This is a genomic window from Maricaulis sp. MIT060901, from assembly GCF_047123815.1.
Classification (GTDB): domain Bacteria; phylum Pseudomonadota; class Alphaproteobacteria; order Caulobacterales; family Maricaulaceae; genus Maricaulis.
The window spans coordinates 452,488-468,746 of sequence record NZ_CP138920.1; the positions used below are offsets into that span (position 1 = coordinate 452,488).

Sequence of the window (16,259 nt, forward strand, 5' to 3'; positions counted from 1 at the left end):
TTAGTCGATCCCCTTGATCGCCATGCGCTCCGGTTCGCGCGCAGCCTGTGTGGCGACCGGGTAGGCACAATAGTCAGCAGCGTAGTAAGCGCTCGGACGCAGATTGCCCGACTGGCCTGGCCCGCCGAACGGCATGTTCGAAGCCGCACCACAGGTCGGACGGTTCCAGTTGACGATGCCGGCACGGCTCTCGACCCAGAAACGCTCCCAAAGGCTCTCATCATCGGAGACAAGGCCAGAGGACAGGCCATAGGCCGTGTCATTGGCCGCAGCGATGGCGTCATCAAAACTGGAGACGCGAATGACCTGGATGACGGGACCAAAGATCTCCTCGTCCTCCACCTGCACTCCCGTGACATCGATAATGCCCGGGCGGATAAAGGCCTCACCGAGATCCATCGGCTCAGCTGCGCGGATCGCGGTGGCACCGGCTTCCAGCAGCTCGTCCTGCGCCTTGAGCACATTGCGAGCGGCCTGGGCGGACACGAGCGGGCCGATGAAGGGCTGGTCCGCGTCATCCCACTTGCCGATCGTCAGGCGACCGGCAAAGTCGGCGATATGATCAACCACGGCCTGACCGAACTCATTGTCCGGAATGATCAGGCGACGGGCGCAGGAACAGCGTTGCCCAGCGGTGATGTAGGAAGAATTGACGGCGATGCGCGCCGCAGCTTCCGCATCCTTGGCACCCCAGACAACAAGCGGGTTATTGCCGCCCATTTCCAGTGCCAGCTGGACACCGGTGCGACCGGCAAATTTCTCGTGGATGAACTTGCCCGTACCCCAGGAGCCGGTGAACAGGACACCATCAAGCTCGGCATTGTCCAGCGAGGCTGCACCGGTTTCACGTGCGCCCTGGACCAGGTTGAGAACGCCAGCCGGCAAACCGGCAGCTTCCCAGGCCTTGACCATGAATTCTCCGACAGCCGGCGTGACCTCGGATGGTTTGAAGACGATCGTATTGCCAGCCAGCAAAGCCGGGATGATATGACCATTGGGCAGGTGCCCCGGGAAGTTGTACGGCCCGAGCACGAACATCACGCCCAGCGGCTTGTGCGCCATGGCGGCATATCCAAACGCCGTGTCGTTGGAAAACTCGCCTGTACGTTCCTTGTAGGCTGCCTTGGAAATATCGACCTTGCCGATCATGGCACCGACTTCGGTGACGCTTTCCCAGCGCGGCTTGCCGGTCTCCCTCGCAATCAGGTCGCCAAGCTCTTCCTTGTGCGCGTCCAGATAGGCCTTGTAGGCATCGACCATGGCGACACGTTCCGGATAGAGGCGACGTCCCCATTCCGGAAAGGCTGCGCGGGCCGCCGTAAAGGCTGCATCAACATCGGCCGGGGCCGCGGAGCGCCCCTCCCAGACCAGGGTGTCGTCTGCGGGACAATGGGACTGAAACAGTTCGCCAGCGCCTTCGCGCCACTCGCCGTTGATAAAGAGCATGATTTTATCCTTGCTTGCGCCAGAAACGGGCGCGGTCGCCGTCAGTCAGGTTGAGCGCTTCCATGACGTCGTGAGACAGACCAATCACGTCGCCATCCACCACGACATGTGCCTGGCAGGTGCGGAAGTCGTCGAAACGATCGGTAGAGACAATGCCCGGCACACCGCCAGCCGTGGTGGCCGCTCGGACAGTGACTTCCCGGCTTTCATTCAGGGTGCGGATATTCTCGGTCCAGGCCGAGACCAGCGGACCGCCGTCGAAAATGTCGATATAGCGATCATAGTGGAAGCCTTCCCACTCCAACAACCTGCGCGCACCACCACCATCGCGGTGGGTCTGGCCGATGACGTCACGCGCGCTTTTCGGCAGCAGGTCGACATAGAGAAGGTGTTGCGGCCCCAGATCCAGGATGAACTGGTTGTCCGTGGCCGCGCTGAGCGCATCGGCCTCGTCGAAATCCATGCGGAAAAAGGGTCGGGAGACGTGGTCGAAGAAGGGTGAGGATCCATCCGCCTCGACGACGCCGCGCAGCTCCGCGACGACTTTCTCGCCAAACCGGGGCCGGCCAGCGGCGATCAACAGGTAGCGAGACTGGGCGACCAGGCGCCCTGCCCCTGAGCCGCGCCCGGCCTCCGAGACAAACAGGGTGCCGACCTCGGTCGCGCCGGCAAAGTCATTGACCAGCAGGAGTGCATCCATGTCGAAACGGCGGTCCGCCTCACTGGAGTGTTGGGCAAGCGTGATGATCTTGAAATCCCAATAGGGTTTGGACACGCCGATCATCGCCTTGACCGCGGAACAGCCAACGATCTGGCCACTCTCGGTGTCCTCCAGCATCAGCTGATAGACATCCTCGGTCTGCTCCGTGCCAGGCAGACCGAAGGCCTTTTCCGACTTGATCAGTTTTTCTTCCAGCGCTTCCGGCGGCAGAGCCAGGCTCGTGAAACCGGTACCGGCCTCAGCAGCCAGCTTGATCAGCGCATCGATGTCGGAGCGTTTGCCCGCGCGTACGATCAGCATGTCTTCCCCTGTGTCAGGCCTGGCTTGTTTTCGCCAGTGCTCTTGCTTGTTTGGCGTCGAACTCGCCGCGCGCGAATTTCATCAGCATAACGGCTGACAGTTTCGCCCGTTCGGCAAAGCTCGACAGTTTGACGATCTCGCGATCGGAATGGATATCGGCACCGCGCACGCCCAGCGTATCCACATTGGGACAGCCTGCAGCCCACAGATTATTGCCTTCACAGACACCGCCCGTGTCCTGCCAGCGAATGTTCAGGCCCAGCGCGCCGCCAGCGGCCTTGGTCCATTCGAACATCTTGGCATTCGCTGGGGACATCGGCTTGGGCGGGCGTGTGAACCCCCCATGCAGCTCGGCTTCGATACCATCGCGCACGCGGATCTCGTGGAGCAGGCGTTCAAGCTCGGCCTCGACCCAGATGCGGTCGTTTTCCTCGCCAACACGGATGTTGAACCGGGCCACGGCATTGTCCGGCACGACATTGGGCGGGCCACCGCCATCAATCTTGGCCATGTTGAACGTCACGCCCTCACGGCGGCCATTGAGCTCGTCCAGGCCCAGCCCGAACTGACAGGCTGCGACCAGCGCATTTCGACCCAGATGGTGCTCACGGCCAGCGTGAGCCGCCTTGCCGGAAACCTTCAGCGACCAGTTGCCGGATCCCTTGCGAGCGCCCGCCAGCGAACCATCAGCCAGGGCCGGCTCATAGGTCATGCCGATATCGGCACCCGTGGCCAGGTCCGCCAGGATCGGTGCAGAACCCAGCGACCCGATCTCCTCGTCTGGTGAGATCAGCACATCCACGCCGATCTCGTCCTTCCAGGGGCTGCGCTCGAGTGCCAGAAGTCCGTGCAGCATCACCAGGATGCCGCCCTTCATGTCGGCGACGCCGGGTCCGTTGAGCGTGTCGTCATCCCAGTAGGTACAGGTCTGGAAATGACTGTCCTTGGGGAAAACCGTATCGTGGTGTCCCGTCATGACAATGCGGATCGGCGCCTGGGGGCGGATGCGGCAATGGAAGGACGGGGTGTATTCCTGCTCGACCACCTGGCCATCTGGCAGCACGGCCTTGGAAGGCGGGAGTTCAACGGCGGAGATCTCTCCACCCAGCTCGGCAAACGCTTCGCCCAGCTTGCCTCGCATCAGTTCAAGGCCCTCCGGGTTCTTGCTGCCGGAATTGATCGACGCCCAGTCCTTGACGGTCTCGATCATGTGGTCTGCGCGGCTGTCGATCCAATCGAGGACCGCGCGCTCTTCTGCATTGAGTTCGACGTTTTTCAGCATCTAGCTGTGATAGCCGTTTAAACGCGGACGTCTACCCCCGCGGCCGCCAAGCCGCGGGGATTAACTGCATAAGACTACGCGTGCTCGAGGGCCTGTTTGAGATCGGCGATCAGATCATCCGGATTCTCGATACCGACAGAGATACGGACCAGGCCGTCTGAGAAGCCCTGGCGACGGCGCAGCTCAGGGTCAACACCCCGGTGAGTCGTCGAGCCCGGGTGACAGATCAGCGTCTCGGTTCCGCCGAGGCTGACAGCCAGCTTCATCACCTGGAGAGCGTTGAGCATGCGGAACGCCGCCGCTTCGTCAGCCAGGTCGAAAGCAAAGGTGGAACCGGCAAAGTCGCACTGTTCGGCATAGACCCGTGCCTCGCGGCTGCCCTCTTCCTGGAAGCCCAGATAGCGGACACGATCGACCTTGGGATGCTCGCGCAGGAATTCCGCAACCTTGCGAGCACCGGCAGCCGCCGCTTCCATGCGGATTTTCACGGTTTCCAGGGAACGCAGCAGCATCCAGCAGGTGTGAGCATCCAGATTGGTGCCCAGATAACCACGCAGACCACGCACCTTGGCCATGGCTTCCGACTCACCAAGGGCAGCACCGGCAATCAGGTCACTGTGACCGCCGACATATTTGGTGAGGGAATAGACCAGAACATCAGCACCCAGCGTCAGCGGGGACTTGTTGACCGGCCCAAGGAACGTGTTGTCGACCACGATTTTGGGGCGTGTGCCCTGGGCTTCACCGATCATGTCGGCGACGCGGCCCAATGCGCCAAGATCGACCAGGTCATTGGTCGGGTTGGTTGGCGTCTCGCAATATATGACCGAAACCTCGCCCAAACTCATGGCTTCGTCGGCGGCTGCGCGGATCGCGTCTTCCTCGGCGCCAGAATCAAAGTCGACGGACTTGATGCCGTAATTCGGCAGGAACTTACGGATCAGACTTTCCGTACCACCATAAAGCGGTGTGGATTGCAGGATCACGGAACCGGCATGCGCCAGTGCCATCAGCGTGGTGGAGATCGCGGCCATGCCCGAAGAGAAGACACAGGCATCATCGGCACCATCAAAGATGGCGAGACGGTCCTCCAGGACTTCCATGTTCGGGTTATTGAAACGCGAATACATCAGACCCGCGGCATCCGGATCACCTTCCTCGGCCTGGCCCAGGGTGACACGGAAGAAGGCTGCGCCCTCCTCAGCCGTCGCAAAGGCAAAGGTCGAGGTCAGGAAGACCGGCGGCTTGATCGACATCTCGGAGAGCTTCGGATCAAATCCATAGCTCATCATCTGGGTTTCAGGGGACAGGACGTGCCCGGCAACGTCCTTCTTGCGGTATGGTTTGTCCGGCTTGCTCACAGCCTCTCCTCCAGGTTCTGTCGGCCTTCTGAAAAGACCGTGGAGAGGATTTGAACCGCTCAAATCCAGCGGTCAAGGCCATACTCAGCAGCGCGAAAAATGTAACTTGATCGACCCGAAAACCGGTCGATTTGAGCACGTTTATTCCAAAAAAGAACGGCCCGGCGAAATGCCGAGCCGTTCCCTTGAATTCGCGTTCGACGATTAGTCGAGCGTGATAACCACTTCCGTACGACGGTTCAGCGGCTCACGAACGCCATCAGCCGTCGGACGTGCGTTCTGGGTCTCACCATTAGCTTCCATCGAGATGGTGCTTGCAGCGATGCCGAGACGAACCAGCTCGTCACGTACCGCAGAAGCGCGGCGCTCGGAGAGGCGTACGTTGTAGGATGCAGCGCCAGAACGGTCGGTATAACCCGCAACGTTCACACGAACCACATCACAATTAGCAGCTTCGTTCGCAGCCTGAGCGATGATCGAACGCGCCTGAGCGGTCAGGTCAGAGCGATCCCACTCGAAGTAGACACGGAAGTCCACATCTTCACACTCCGGCGGCGGAGGCGGCGGAGGCGGCGGCGGCGGCGGAGGCGGCGGAGGCGGCGGCGGCGGCGGCGGCGGAGGCGGCGGCGGCGGAGCTGCGAAAGAATAACGCAGACCGAACCAAGCCTCGTGACCGGACATGGAGTCAACACTGACGCCCGGCTCGAAGTCGGTGCCAGCTACGGAGAAGTAGCGGTACTCGGTGTCGAGGGTCAGGCGATCGGTCAGATCCCAACCGATACCAGCCAGGACCTGCCACGTGAATGCAGTGTCGCTGTCGCGTGCAATCACATAGTCAGATGCCACCGGGATCGGCGGCGTCGTGCCAGCGGTGAAACCAGCAAGGTAGCCGGAAACGTCCGTCAGACCGATACCGATACCAACGTACGGATGGTAAAGACCTTCCGGATTGAAGTCGAAAATGGCGTTCGCCATTGCCGACCACATCTGGAAATCAGACGTGCTGCTCTCGAACGAGCCAATAGCACCCGTGTCATTGTAACGGTGAGCCAGCTCAGCCTCGAAACGCAGGCCGTCAGCCCACGAATAACCAAGAGCTGCTGCTTCACGCAGATCGCTTCTACCATTGATTACGCCATTGAGGCTGCCAGAGACGTCGGTGTCGCCCGGGCCGCCATAACCGACAGCACCGCGGACATACCAGCCTTCGTCAGCGAACGCAGGAGCCGCTGCGAGGATGGCTCCGACGGCGGCCGCCGTGAAAAGCCGTGTTTTCATCATTCCCCCTCCGGAGGCTCTGCCTCCTTGGTGTGACTGACCAAATTCGATCCATATCGAATTACGCAGAATCGTCCCCTGCGGACAATTCCTAAAAATTCACTACATCAAATACCGGGTTGAGGCCATAGCTCATCGCGTCAAAACACGTATTTGGTGCAAAAAAATCGGTCCGTTGCTCCAGAGTGACACTTACACACGCTGACCACCGCCAGAGCTTTGATGTTTAAGTGTATTTGTTCCGCAAGACCTATTCGAGCGCTATCGCGAGATTTTCCTGCAACTCCACCAGTTCGGATCGGGTCGGCTGATAGCCGTCCAACGCCGCCTGATACGCCGTGACCAGACGCGTGTCGCGCCCGTAAAGATCGTTGAGATACCGCACATCGCCGTTCTCGTCCCCGACAACTGTCCAATAGGCGATATGAACACGAATGCGTTCGTCGAGCCAGACGACGGTGGGCGTATTGCCCTGCACTACCTGGGAAATACGCTCCTCATCATAGCCATCCTGTCCAGCCAATATCCAGCGCGCAAGCTCCAGCGGATCATCCACGCGAATACACCCGGCGGAGAAATCCCGACGGGTCCGCACAAACTGGTCCCGCTCGGTCGTGTCATGGATGTAGACATTGTGGCGATTGGGGAAGATGAACTTGACCTCTCCCATGGGATTGGTCGGACCAGGGGCTTGCGACAGACGATAGGGCCAGGATCGCCCCCATTGCGACCAGTCTATTTCCCAAGGTTGTATCGCGCTGCCCGCGGAATCGAAAATGCGAAACCCGTAATAGTCGACGACATTCGGATTGCGACGAATCGAACGGAAGCGCGAGCGAGCAGACCCGGTTGGCACGCCCCACCAGGGATTGAAGACCAGGTATTCCATTTCGTCGGAGAATTCCGGCGTTGAACTGGCCGTGCGCCCAACCATTACCTCATGCGTACGCACGAGTTCGCCGTCTTCCCACGCCTCCAGACGATAGTCGGCGATATTCACCCAGATATGCTTGCGTCCCAGATCGCGCTCGCGCCAACGCCGCTGTTCCAGATTGGCGCGCAGTTGCGACAGGCGATCAAGAGGACTGATATTGAGTTGGCGCAGCGTATTGCGATCCATTCGGCCGCTCGGCGCCAGATTGACCCGTCCCTGGAAACGCCGAACAGCGGTCTCCAGTCGTGGCCCGTAGGGGGCACCATCCTCCCAGTCGGACCGATAAAGGCCTTCCGCTGCCAGGCGCGCGCGCAATTGCTCGACACGCGGCCCCGTCGCCCCGGGCTCCAGTGCCCCGCCCTCGAACTCGATTTCCGGCCAGATCGGCTGCAGCGCCATTATGCGCAACATTTCCCGACGCAGGATTTCATAATCTCGGACCCGCGGCGCAAACCCATCCAGGGCCGCGGCGACATCTCCGTTGGCCAGGGCCTCACTCAGAGCGGCAATAATCGTGTTGCGCTCCTCGTTGGAAAGGTCACGAACAGCATGTGTTTCTTGGTCGATCAGCCCGAAACGCAACCAACCGCCATATTGCAGGAATGCGTGCTGCGCCAACGCCTGTCGGCTCTCCAGCGCTTCCTGCGGATTGGCGATACGAAAAGCGAGGTGGTCCAGCGAGGGCAGGCCGTGACTGGGGGCCTCGAACAGCGTTGTGACGATCGAATCAAGATCGGCCGCATCCCACAGCTCGAGCGCGGGCTGAGGCAGAAGCGGCACTTCGGGCTCGGCTTCTTCGACGACACCGTCGGATTGAAGCACACCAATGGAATCAGGATCTTCCTCTGGGTCCTGCGCAAAAGCGCCCGCACCCAGAGCGATGGAAAGCGCTATCCCCAGCAAATGCTTCACCACACGACTCCGTACAAGTAACCGGGAGATTAACCACTCCGGCCAGTCAGGTGAAGCGGTTTTCACTCACAAGTTGAGATAGTTTATTCTTTCGGCGCAGGTTCTTGATTATCCGAACGTTCCCGCTCTTCCTCATCCTGCGCCATCAACTCGGCAAACTCGTCAGCGCGGCTCTTGGCGCGGGCGATGTAAGTCGGGTTGGAAAATACGTCTAGCTCTGCATCCCAGACTTCCATCAGGTGGCGCAGCCCCGCGGTGTCATGCTCGTCAAACGCCCTCGCCTTGCGATCGGCATCATCTTCACTGTGCCCGAGCTCAATCAGCGCGGATTTGGCCATTGCCACTGAGGAGCCGAACATCTCGCGAAAGGCGGTATCCGCCCCGGCTGCACACAGGCGATAGACATGATCGCGATCTGCCGCGCGTGCCAGGATGCGAACCTGCGGATAACGACGGCGCACAAAGTCAACCAGTTCAACCGCGCGATCACGGCCGTCAATCGCGACGATGAAGAGTTTTGCATTGGCGATACCGGCTGCAACCAGCATGTCCGGACGCACCGCGTCACCGTAATAGACATCAATTCCGAACTTGCGTAGCGAATCGATGTGCTCGGCGGAAGAATCAAGGACGACGGGCCGATGGCCGGTCATCACCAGCATGCGCTGCACGATCTGCCCAAACCGGCCCATGCCGGCGATAATCACACTCCCCGTCTCCTCGATTTTGTCATGTGAGCGATCCGTCCCCTCACCCAGACGCACCCGGGGCGCGACAAGGTGTTCATAGGACAAGAGCAGAGCCGGGGTCGCCAGCATGGACAACGCAACAACCAGTGAGGTGAAGGACGCGATCTCTGCTGGCAGGACGTGGGAGCTGACGGCGAAAGTCAGCAGGACAAAGGCGAACTCGCCAGCCTGGGCCAGCGACATGGAAAACAGCCAGCGCTCCCGCTTGCGCAGCCCGAAACCGGTCCCCAGCAGCCACAAGACTATGCCCTTGAGCAGTATGAGCGCCACCGCGCCTGAAACAATCTGCACGGGCTGGGCTGCCAGCAAATCAAAATCAATCCCGGCTCCAACCGTGATGAAGAACACGCCGAGCAGCAGCCCCTTGAACGAGGCAAGGTCACTTTCCAGCTCGTGCCGGTATTCACTGTCAGCCAGGACCACGCCGGCCAGGAAAGTCCCGAGCGCGGGTGACAGGCCTACATAGCTCATCAACATGGCGATGAGGATGACGAGCAAGAGCGCGGAGCCCAGAAAAAGTTCTCGCAGGCCGGTTCGGGCGATGATCCGAAAGGCCGGACGCGTCAGATAACGACCAACCAGAATGACCACGGCCACCGCAGACAATGTCAGTACGGCCTGTGCCCAGGCGGGATAGTCCGCAATCAGGCTGGCGGTTGCATGACCACTGCCTGACGCGCTTTCCCCGGCACCGCCAATGGCCAGGAAAGGCAGGAGCGCCAGGATCGGGATAACCGCGATGTCCTGGAACAGGAGTACGCCAAAGGCCGACTGCCCGCCCTTACTGCGAAGCCACTTCTTCTCGCCAAGCGTCTGCAGGACAATTGCTGTCGAGGAGAGCGCCAGGATCAGGCCCAGTGCCGACGCGGTGGCGACCGGTTGCCCAAACAGGTAGAGACCGCCGGCGATTACGCTGGCTGTCACCAGAACCTGTGCCCCGCCCAGACCGAACAGGCGCGAACGCATCGACCAGAGCAGACCCGGCTGCAATTCCAGCCCGATCAGGAACAGCATCATTACAACGCCAAACTCGGCGAAATGCTGCACGGTCTCATGATCCGACCCGACCTGTTCCAGCAGCGGAGCAATGAGAATGCCCGCAACCAAATAGCCCAGCACAGAGCCCAGCCCCAGCCGGTGTGCCAGCGGCACGGCGACCGCGCCGGCGCCCAGATAGATGGCGGCCTGTAGCAGGAATTCATTCATCGATTTGCGGACCTGTCCTTATGCAAACCCGTGTAGCCCCATTCGCCCTGCCAGCGCCACAGCCAGAAAGCGCCCGGGCCAATTGGTCGCATCGTGTTGCCCGGCGAAGCTGAAATACCCTTAAATAAAGAGAGACTATTATGGGACGTGAAATTTCCAGCCAGGAAGTCTTGTGTGAGGATACTTTCCAGCACCGGCTGCGCTCTGAAACGAGCCTCGTGATGCAATGGTTCCGGGAAGGCGCCTTCAACCCCGCCTCACCCGCCTTCAGCGGCCTGGAGCTTGAGGCCTGGCTGATTGACGTCGATGGCTTTCCCGCCGAACGAAATCTGGAATTCCTCGAACGGCTGAATGATCCGGCCATGGTGCCAGAGCTGGCCGCGTTCAATTTCGAGTTCAACTCCGAACCGCGCGCCCTCTCCTGTCGCTGTTTCAGCGACTTTGAGGATGAGCTCAACACGCATTGGAAACAGGCCAGGACGACCGCGCAGGAGATCGGACTGCGCCCGATGATGATCGGCATCCCGCCCACCCTTCGCGAAGGCCATCTCTCACTCGACACCATCACCCCGTCGGAGCGCTACCGCCTGCTCAATGAACGTCTTTTCCAGCTGCGCGGCGGCAAACCGCTTTGCGTCGATATCGAAGGGCGTGACCAGCTCTCGCTCATACAGGACCACCTGATGACCGAGGCCGCCTGTACATCGCTGCAGGTTCACCTGATGACCTCAGAGGAGAACGCGGTCCGTAACTACAACGCAATGCAGGTCGCCTCCGCAGCGATCGTGGCCGTATCCGCGAACTCGCCATTCCTCTACGGCCGCCGTCTGTGGGAGGAGACGCGCATCCCTGCGTTTGAATCCGCGGTGAACCTGCCAGGACCGCGCGGCGTGGATGGTCGACATGCCAGCCGGGTGACGTTTGGCGAGCGTTATCTCAGGTCATCCCTGATGGAATTGTTCATCGAGAATCTGGACACCTACATCCCCTTCCTGCCGATGGTTTCGCAAAGCGAGCGCGAGGAGCTGGTCCATCTCAAGCTCCAGCACGGCACGATCTGGCGCTGGAACCGGCCAATTTTTCACGCCTCGCCAGGCGAGGCTCCACACCTGCGTATCGAAAACCGGGTCATGGCGGCGGGTCCAACGGTTGTCGATGTCGTCGCAAACACCGCCTTTGCCATCGGTCTGACCTTGCACCTGGCACAGGAAGACGGACTGGAGGAACGCCTGCCTTTCGAGCTGGCCTGACGGAATCTCTATGCCTGCGCCAAGCGTGGTCTCGGCGCTTCGGTCGTCTGGCTGGACGGGCAGGTGCACGATATCCAGAGCCTGATCTGCAACGCGCTGGCCGACCTTGCTGAACAGGCACTGATCGATGCCGGGATCAGCGCGCTGGATGCGAGCCACTATATGGGCATCATCCGGGCCCGAGCCCGCAATGGCCAGACTGGCGCAGCCTGGCAGCGTGCCCACGCCAACTGCCATGGCAATGATCATCAGATGATGGTTCAAGGCTATCTGGACCGCCAGGAAGAAGGCCAACCGGTTTATCGATGGACACACTAGATCTCACGCTCGATGAGCGTCACGACCTGCCCGCTGAACTCTTGCGTATCAATGCGCGTGAGAGCCGCAAGCTGTTTCCCGATCCCTGCCTGGTCGAGCTGAAGGGGCGGTCGGAAGAAACCGTGTTCGTATCTGTTCTCCTGCACGGCAATGAGACAACTGGATTTAGCGTGTTGCAACGCCTGGCCCGCTGGATGCGTAACCACCCCCTGCCCCGCACCCTGCTCATCTTCATAGCCAATGTGCGCGCTGCAGAGGCCGGTTTGCGCCATATTGCGGGCCAGCCGGACTACAACCGGATCTGGAATGGCGGAGACAGCCTGGAACACGCGCTGGCGGAGCGGGTGCTCGACAAGCTCTCCGGCCGCAGGCTTTCTGCCGCCATCGACATCCACAACAATACCGGCCGCAATCCGCTTTATGGCTGTATCAACAGTCTGGCACCGGACTTCCTGCACCTGGCCTCGATGTTCAGCCCGACCGTTGTCTATTTCCGCAATCCGGCGAGCGTGATTTCAATGGCGCTGTCACGCCTGTGCCCCGCCGTCACCGTTGAGGCAGGACGACCGGGCGAACCGGCCGGTGTCGAGCGCGCCTTTGATCTTGTGCACGATACCCTGCATCTCAGCACCTTTCGACAATCGGGCCGGGACTGCGATCTGACCGTCTATCACACCGTGGGCCGGATGGAGATCGAACCGGGGTGGCGCATCGGCTTCACGCCATCCTCGGACGCCCAGCTTCTCTTTCCCTCCGGAATGGATGAGTGGAATTTCTCGCCCAGACAGGCTGGTACGCACTGGGCGCGGGTGTCACAGCCCGGCATGCCGCTACGCGTGTTCAATGCAGCGCGCCAGGATATTACCGAACACTTTTTCGAACGTCAGGCGGACGGTCTGATCCTGGTGCGCGACGCAACACCGTCCATGATCACGCTCGACACAACCATCATCCATGACGATTGTTTCGGCTATCTCATGGAAGCGGTTGATCTGGACAATCAGCAGGTTATGGCCGCCGAAATCTGATCCGCATCGCTCGGGTTCCAGCCCGTCAGTTCCTCGGCCACCACGCAGCGCTGGCGATCATCCAGACGCTCGTCCTGTGCCAGGCCCTCGAGAATTCCGGCAAGGCTCTCCTCGCCCACCATCATCTGCTGGCCACCTTCCAACGGCGTGTCGAACCGCATCAGCGCCCCGCCCGCCTGCCAGCGATCCCAGTCACTGCCCGGAACACCCTCATGGGCAAACCGGCCCCAGTGCGCGCCCATGGCCGCCGCAATGGCCTCGCGGCCCTCGGCATTGCCATCGGTGAACAACAGGCCGTCCAGCGCGCCATAGAATTCGAAATGGTTGAAGACGAAGGGGATCTCCATCGAGTGCGCCGCACCGAACAATTGCCCGCTATCCGTGACCAGGAAGGAACCACCATCATTCCAGTCAAAACGATAGGCCCAGACATCCTCATGTCCGCTGGCCCGCAGGCGATTGGCCAGTTCGTCCACGGCCAGCGCTCGCCAGAAACGGCTGGGATATTCCGCTACGGCCTCATAGGCGCCCGCATCGCGCGGCCATAGCAGCATGCCGAAACGGCGCACCAGGTCCGGGTCCAGCGCCTTGTAGAGCTTCATTTCCTCCAGATTGGTGCCGGTAATCACCGGCAGGTCATTGAAACCACCCGGCGTCGAGGCCGCGGCCAGGATGCCGCCCTCGCCCAGCACGACACCATCCTCGATCATGCGCGGCATGTCGGTGACGCCCTCATCCTCATAGGCCGCAAACAGGCTCTCCAGCCCGATCGCGCGGATATCCGCCGCGCTGGCCTCGGCGCCCACCAGTCCGGCGATGGTCGGAACCGCACCATGCTGCTCCCAGTCAGAACCGTTTTCTGCCACGTCCAGCGACCGCGACCACACGATACCGCTCTGTATGATACCGCCTTGGAAGAGACCACGCGCCCGCGGGCTGGCCATCAGCCCGGCCACATTGTGCCCGCCTGCACTTTCGCCGAATATCGTCACCCGGTCGGCATCACCGCCGAACGCCCCGGCATTCGCCTGCACCCATTCCAGCGCCGCGATCATGTCCAGCAGGGCAAAGCTGGCCGCGGCATCAACCTCTGTCTCGGCATCAGCGCGCAAGGTCGGGTGCGCCATCCAGCCCAGCGGGCCGAGGCGATACTGGATAGCGATCACCACCACATCCTGGTCAAGCGCCAGCTGGGAGCCGTTATAGGCGCCTGAACGACCCCACACATTGCCGCCACCATGAATCCACACCATGACCGGCAGGTTTTCGGCATTGGGCGGCGCATAGATGTCCAGGGTCAGGCAATCTTCGCTACCCACGATCAGGCCCGACTCCAGGCCTTCCGCCTCATCCAGGCCATTGGTCAGCTGGGGACATCGCTCGCCATGGTTCAGAGCCTCGAACAGGCCCTCAAACCCGCCAGCCGGTCGCGGCGCGCGCCAGCGCAGATCCCCAACCGGCGGTGCGGCATAGGGAATGGCGAGCCAGGCCTCGGCACCCTGTTCGGTCGCAAAGCCGATCACCTCACCCTGGGCGATGCTCCGCCGCGTGTCTTCGAGAGCCTGCGGTGGCTCAGCGGCGCGCTCGCCGCTGCAGGCCGCCAACAGAGCTCCGCACAGCATGGCGAGCACAGATGATTTGCGAACTGGTGACATGATCCTCTCCCCTTTGCGAAGGAGATTAGGGGCAAACGCCGGTGAGGCAAGCTCAGAGGATTGGCGACGCGACAGAGAAAGGTCAATTCGACCACAGATCCACGATATATGCGGATAATTTAGCCACAAATCCGCGCTGACAGGAAGTATTGTCGCATCATTGGAGGATTTCATGTTGCTCGAATTGCCCCGCTTCTCGACACCGATACTACACCAGCTGCGCGATGCATCAGCCGGCCTCAATGCCCGCATCGGTCTTGCCGGCCCCGCGGGCCTGCCCGCGCTCGGCGGGATCCGGGTCCTGCCCTATACCAGCGATGAAGCGGCAGACGAGGATGCGCGTCGCCTGTCAGAGGGCATGGCGCGCAAGGCTGCGGTTCTGGACCTGCCTTATGCCGGAGGAAAGACCGTGGTTCGCGGTGATCCGGGCAATATCAAGACGGATGCCTTCTGGGCAGCACTTGGAGCGGGTATCAACACGCTGGAGGGACGTTACGTCGGCGGCGAGGACGTCAATATGTCCGTCAGTGATGTCGAGGCGCTGCGACAGCACACACCCTATGCCGTGGGCACGTCGCAGGGCTGCGGTAATCCGGCTCCGTTTACCGCGCGCGGTGTCTTCAATGCCATGAAGGCCGCGATCGAATACCGGTTCGGCGCGCAGGGTTTCACCGGCATCAAGGTCCTGATCCAGGGCGCCGGCTCCGTGGGTCATGAACTCGCGCGGCTCGTTCATGCAGCGGGCGGAGAGCTGGCTGTTTGCGAAATACAGCCCTGGCGCGCGGCCAGGCTGGCCCAGCTATTTGGTGCCGAAATCGTCTCGCCGAAAAGCCTGTTCGATCGCCGCATCGATGTTTTCGCCCCATGTGCACTGGGATCCGTAATCCAGGGCAATAACCTTGCCCGCCTGGATATCGGCGTGATTTGCGGGGCCGCGAACAACCAGCTGGAAAGCCCGGCTCTCGCCGATCTCCTGCATCGCATGGGCATTGTCTATGTGCCGGACTATCTCGCCAATGGCGGCGGCCTGATTGCCGGTGCCGAGGAATACGAGGCGGACCGCGAAGGGCGCGTCTTCGACCCCATCAGGGTCGATGCGAAACTGGAAAGCATAGCCGAGCTCAGCGCGAGCTATCTGAAACGATCCGCAGCCGAATCACGTTCCCCCGCCGCGGTCTGCGAAGACGTCATAGCAGAGCGTTTGAACCGTCCGGCCTAGTCGGTTGGCAGTGGCAGGCTGCTGCGGGTTTTCGGTTCGTCCAGGACGACGTGCGTCGTCACCTCGGTCACGCCGGGCAGGTTGACCAGATCCGCCATCATGAAATCGCGATAATCCTTGATGTCTCGCGCGTGCACACGAAGCATGTAATCGGCGCCACCGGTCACCAGGCAACACTCGGTAATCGCATCATTCTTGGCCACGGCCGCGAGGAACTCATCCACGGTCTCCCGGCGGTGCTTGCCAAGACGGATCATGACCCAGGCGCAGAAATTCAGTCCCAGGCTCGCCGGATCCAGGACCGCCGCGTAATGCTCGATCAGCCCGTCATCCTCCAGCATTTTCACCCGCCGCTGGGTCGGCGTCTTTGACAGTCCCACACGTTCAGCCAGATCAACGATCGACATACGCCCGTCCCGCTGCAGGTGGCGGAGAATGGAACGATCATACTGGTCGAGTTTGCGCATTGTATTTCCGTCGCTTGCAAGATGTGCAGGGTTCACGAGCGCGGGACACAAATCAAGCATACCGGCTGAACCCGGCTGAGTGTGCGCAAGGGGAATCACACTCGCGCCGAACGCGAAGGCCCAACCCGCAACT

Annotated in this window: 13 protein-coding genes; 4 read left to right on the forward strand and 9 right to left on the reverse strand. The window is 61.1% G+C overall.

Features of this window, described 5'->3' with window-relative positions; all coding sequences use genetic code 11:
* The 7 genes from astD to SIC17_RS02320 form a co-directional block, all read right to left on the reverse strand.
* Entirely contained in the window at positions 1-1,446 is a 1,446-nt protein-coding gene (gene astD / locus SIC17_RS02290; RefSeq protein WP_291893286.1) for a succinylglutamate-semialdehyde dehydrogenase, read from the reverse strand.
* 4 nt (positions 1,447-1,450) lie between these two features.
* Positions 1,451-2,467, reverse strand: coding sequence for an arginine N-succinyltransferase (locus SIC17_RS02295; protein ID WP_291893289.1), 1,017 nt, complete (start codon positions 2,465-2,467; stop codon positions 1,451-1,453).
* 13 nt (positions 2,468-2,480) lie between these two features.
* The gene (locus SIC17_RS02300) at positions 2,481-3,749 is read right to left on the reverse strand and encodes a hydrolase (protein WP_412546269.1); all 1,269 of its coding nucleotides are present in this window, start codon (positions 3,747-3,749) and stop codon (positions 2,481-2,483) included.
* 74 nt (positions 3,750-3,823) lie between these two features.
* Positions 3,824-5,110: a cystathionine gamma-synthase family protein gene (locus tag SIC17_RS02305; RefSeq protein WP_412546270.1), complete on the reverse strand. Its 1,287-nt coding sequence runs from the start codon at positions 5,108-5,110 to the stop codon at positions 3,824-3,826.
* A 204-nt stretch (positions 5,111-5,314) separates the two neighbouring features.
* Complete coding sequence (locus tag SIC17_RS02310) at positions 5,315-6,388, reverse strand: OmpA family protein (protein WP_412546271.1); 1,074 nt, start codon at positions 6,386-6,388, stop codon at positions 5,315-5,317.
* 250 nt (positions 6,389-6,638) lie between these two features.
* On the reverse strand, positions 6,639-8,234 hold the full coding sequence (locus SIC17_RS02315) for a L,D-transpeptidase family protein (RefSeq protein WP_412546272.1): 1,596 nt from the start codon (positions 8,232-8,234) through the stop codon (positions 6,639-6,641).
* A gap of 83 nt (positions 8,235-8,317) precedes the next feature.
* Complete coding sequence (locus SIC17_RS02320) at positions 8,318-10,189, reverse strand: cation:proton antiporter (RefSeq protein WP_412546273.1); 1,872 nt, start codon at positions 10,187-10,189, stop codon at positions 8,318-8,320.
* Positions 10,190-10,329: 140 nt separating this feature from the next.
* Here SIC17_RS02320 and SIC17_RS02325 point away from each other — a divergent pair, with 140 nt between their 5' ends.
* The 3 genes from SIC17_RS02325 (at position 10,330) to SIC17_RS02335 (ending at position 12,785) form a co-directional block, all read left to right on the forward strand.
* Positions 10,330-11,439, forward strand: a complete 1,110-nt coding sequence (locus SIC17_RS02325) for a glutamate-cysteine ligase family protein (protein WP_412546274.1) — start codon at positions 10,330-10,332, stop codon at positions 11,437-11,439.
* Positions 11,440-11,502: 63 nt separating this feature from the next.
* Positions 11,503-11,757, forward strand: coding sequence for a hypothetical protein (locus SIC17_RS02330; protein ID WP_412546275.1), 255 nt, complete (start codon positions 11,503-11,505; stop codon positions 11,755-11,757).
* Positions 11,745-12,785 carry a M14 family metallopeptidase gene (locus SIC17_RS02335; protein ID WP_412546276.1) on the forward strand — a complete coding sequence of 347 codons (1,041 nt, stop codon included), beginning with the start codon at positions 11,745-11,747 and terminating at the stop codon, positions 12,783-12,785. The genes SIC17_RS02330 and SIC17_RS02335 overlap by 13 nt, the downstream gene beginning before the upstream one ends.
* Here SIC17_RS02335 and SIC17_RS02340 read toward each other — a convergent pair.
* Complete coding sequence (locus tag SIC17_RS02340) at positions 12,758-14,440, reverse strand: carboxylesterase/lipase family protein (protein WP_412546277.1); 1,683 nt, start codon at positions 14,438-14,440, stop codon at positions 12,758-12,760. The genes SIC17_RS02335 and SIC17_RS02340 overlap by 28 nt on opposite strands.
* A 172-nt stretch (positions 14,441-14,612) precedes the next feature.
* Here SIC17_RS02340 and SIC17_RS02345 point away from each other — a divergent pair, with 172 nt between their 5' ends.
* On the forward strand, positions 14,613-15,659 hold the full coding sequence (locus SIC17_RS02345) for a Glu/Leu/Phe/Val dehydrogenase family protein (RefSeq protein WP_291893308.1): 1,047 nt from the start codon (positions 14,613-14,615) through the stop codon (positions 15,657-15,659).
* On the opposite strand, the gene SIC17_RS02350 is transcribed toward SIC17_RS02345, so the two are convergent.
* Positions 15,656-16,126, reverse strand: a complete 471-nt coding sequence (locus SIC17_RS02350) for an Lrp/AsnC family transcriptional regulator (protein WP_412546278.1) — start codon at positions 16,124-16,126, stop codon at positions 15,656-15,658. The two genes, SIC17_RS02345 and SIC17_RS02350, sit on opposite strands and share 4 nt — an antisense overlap.
* Positions 16,127-16,259 lie beyond the last annotated feature (133 nt).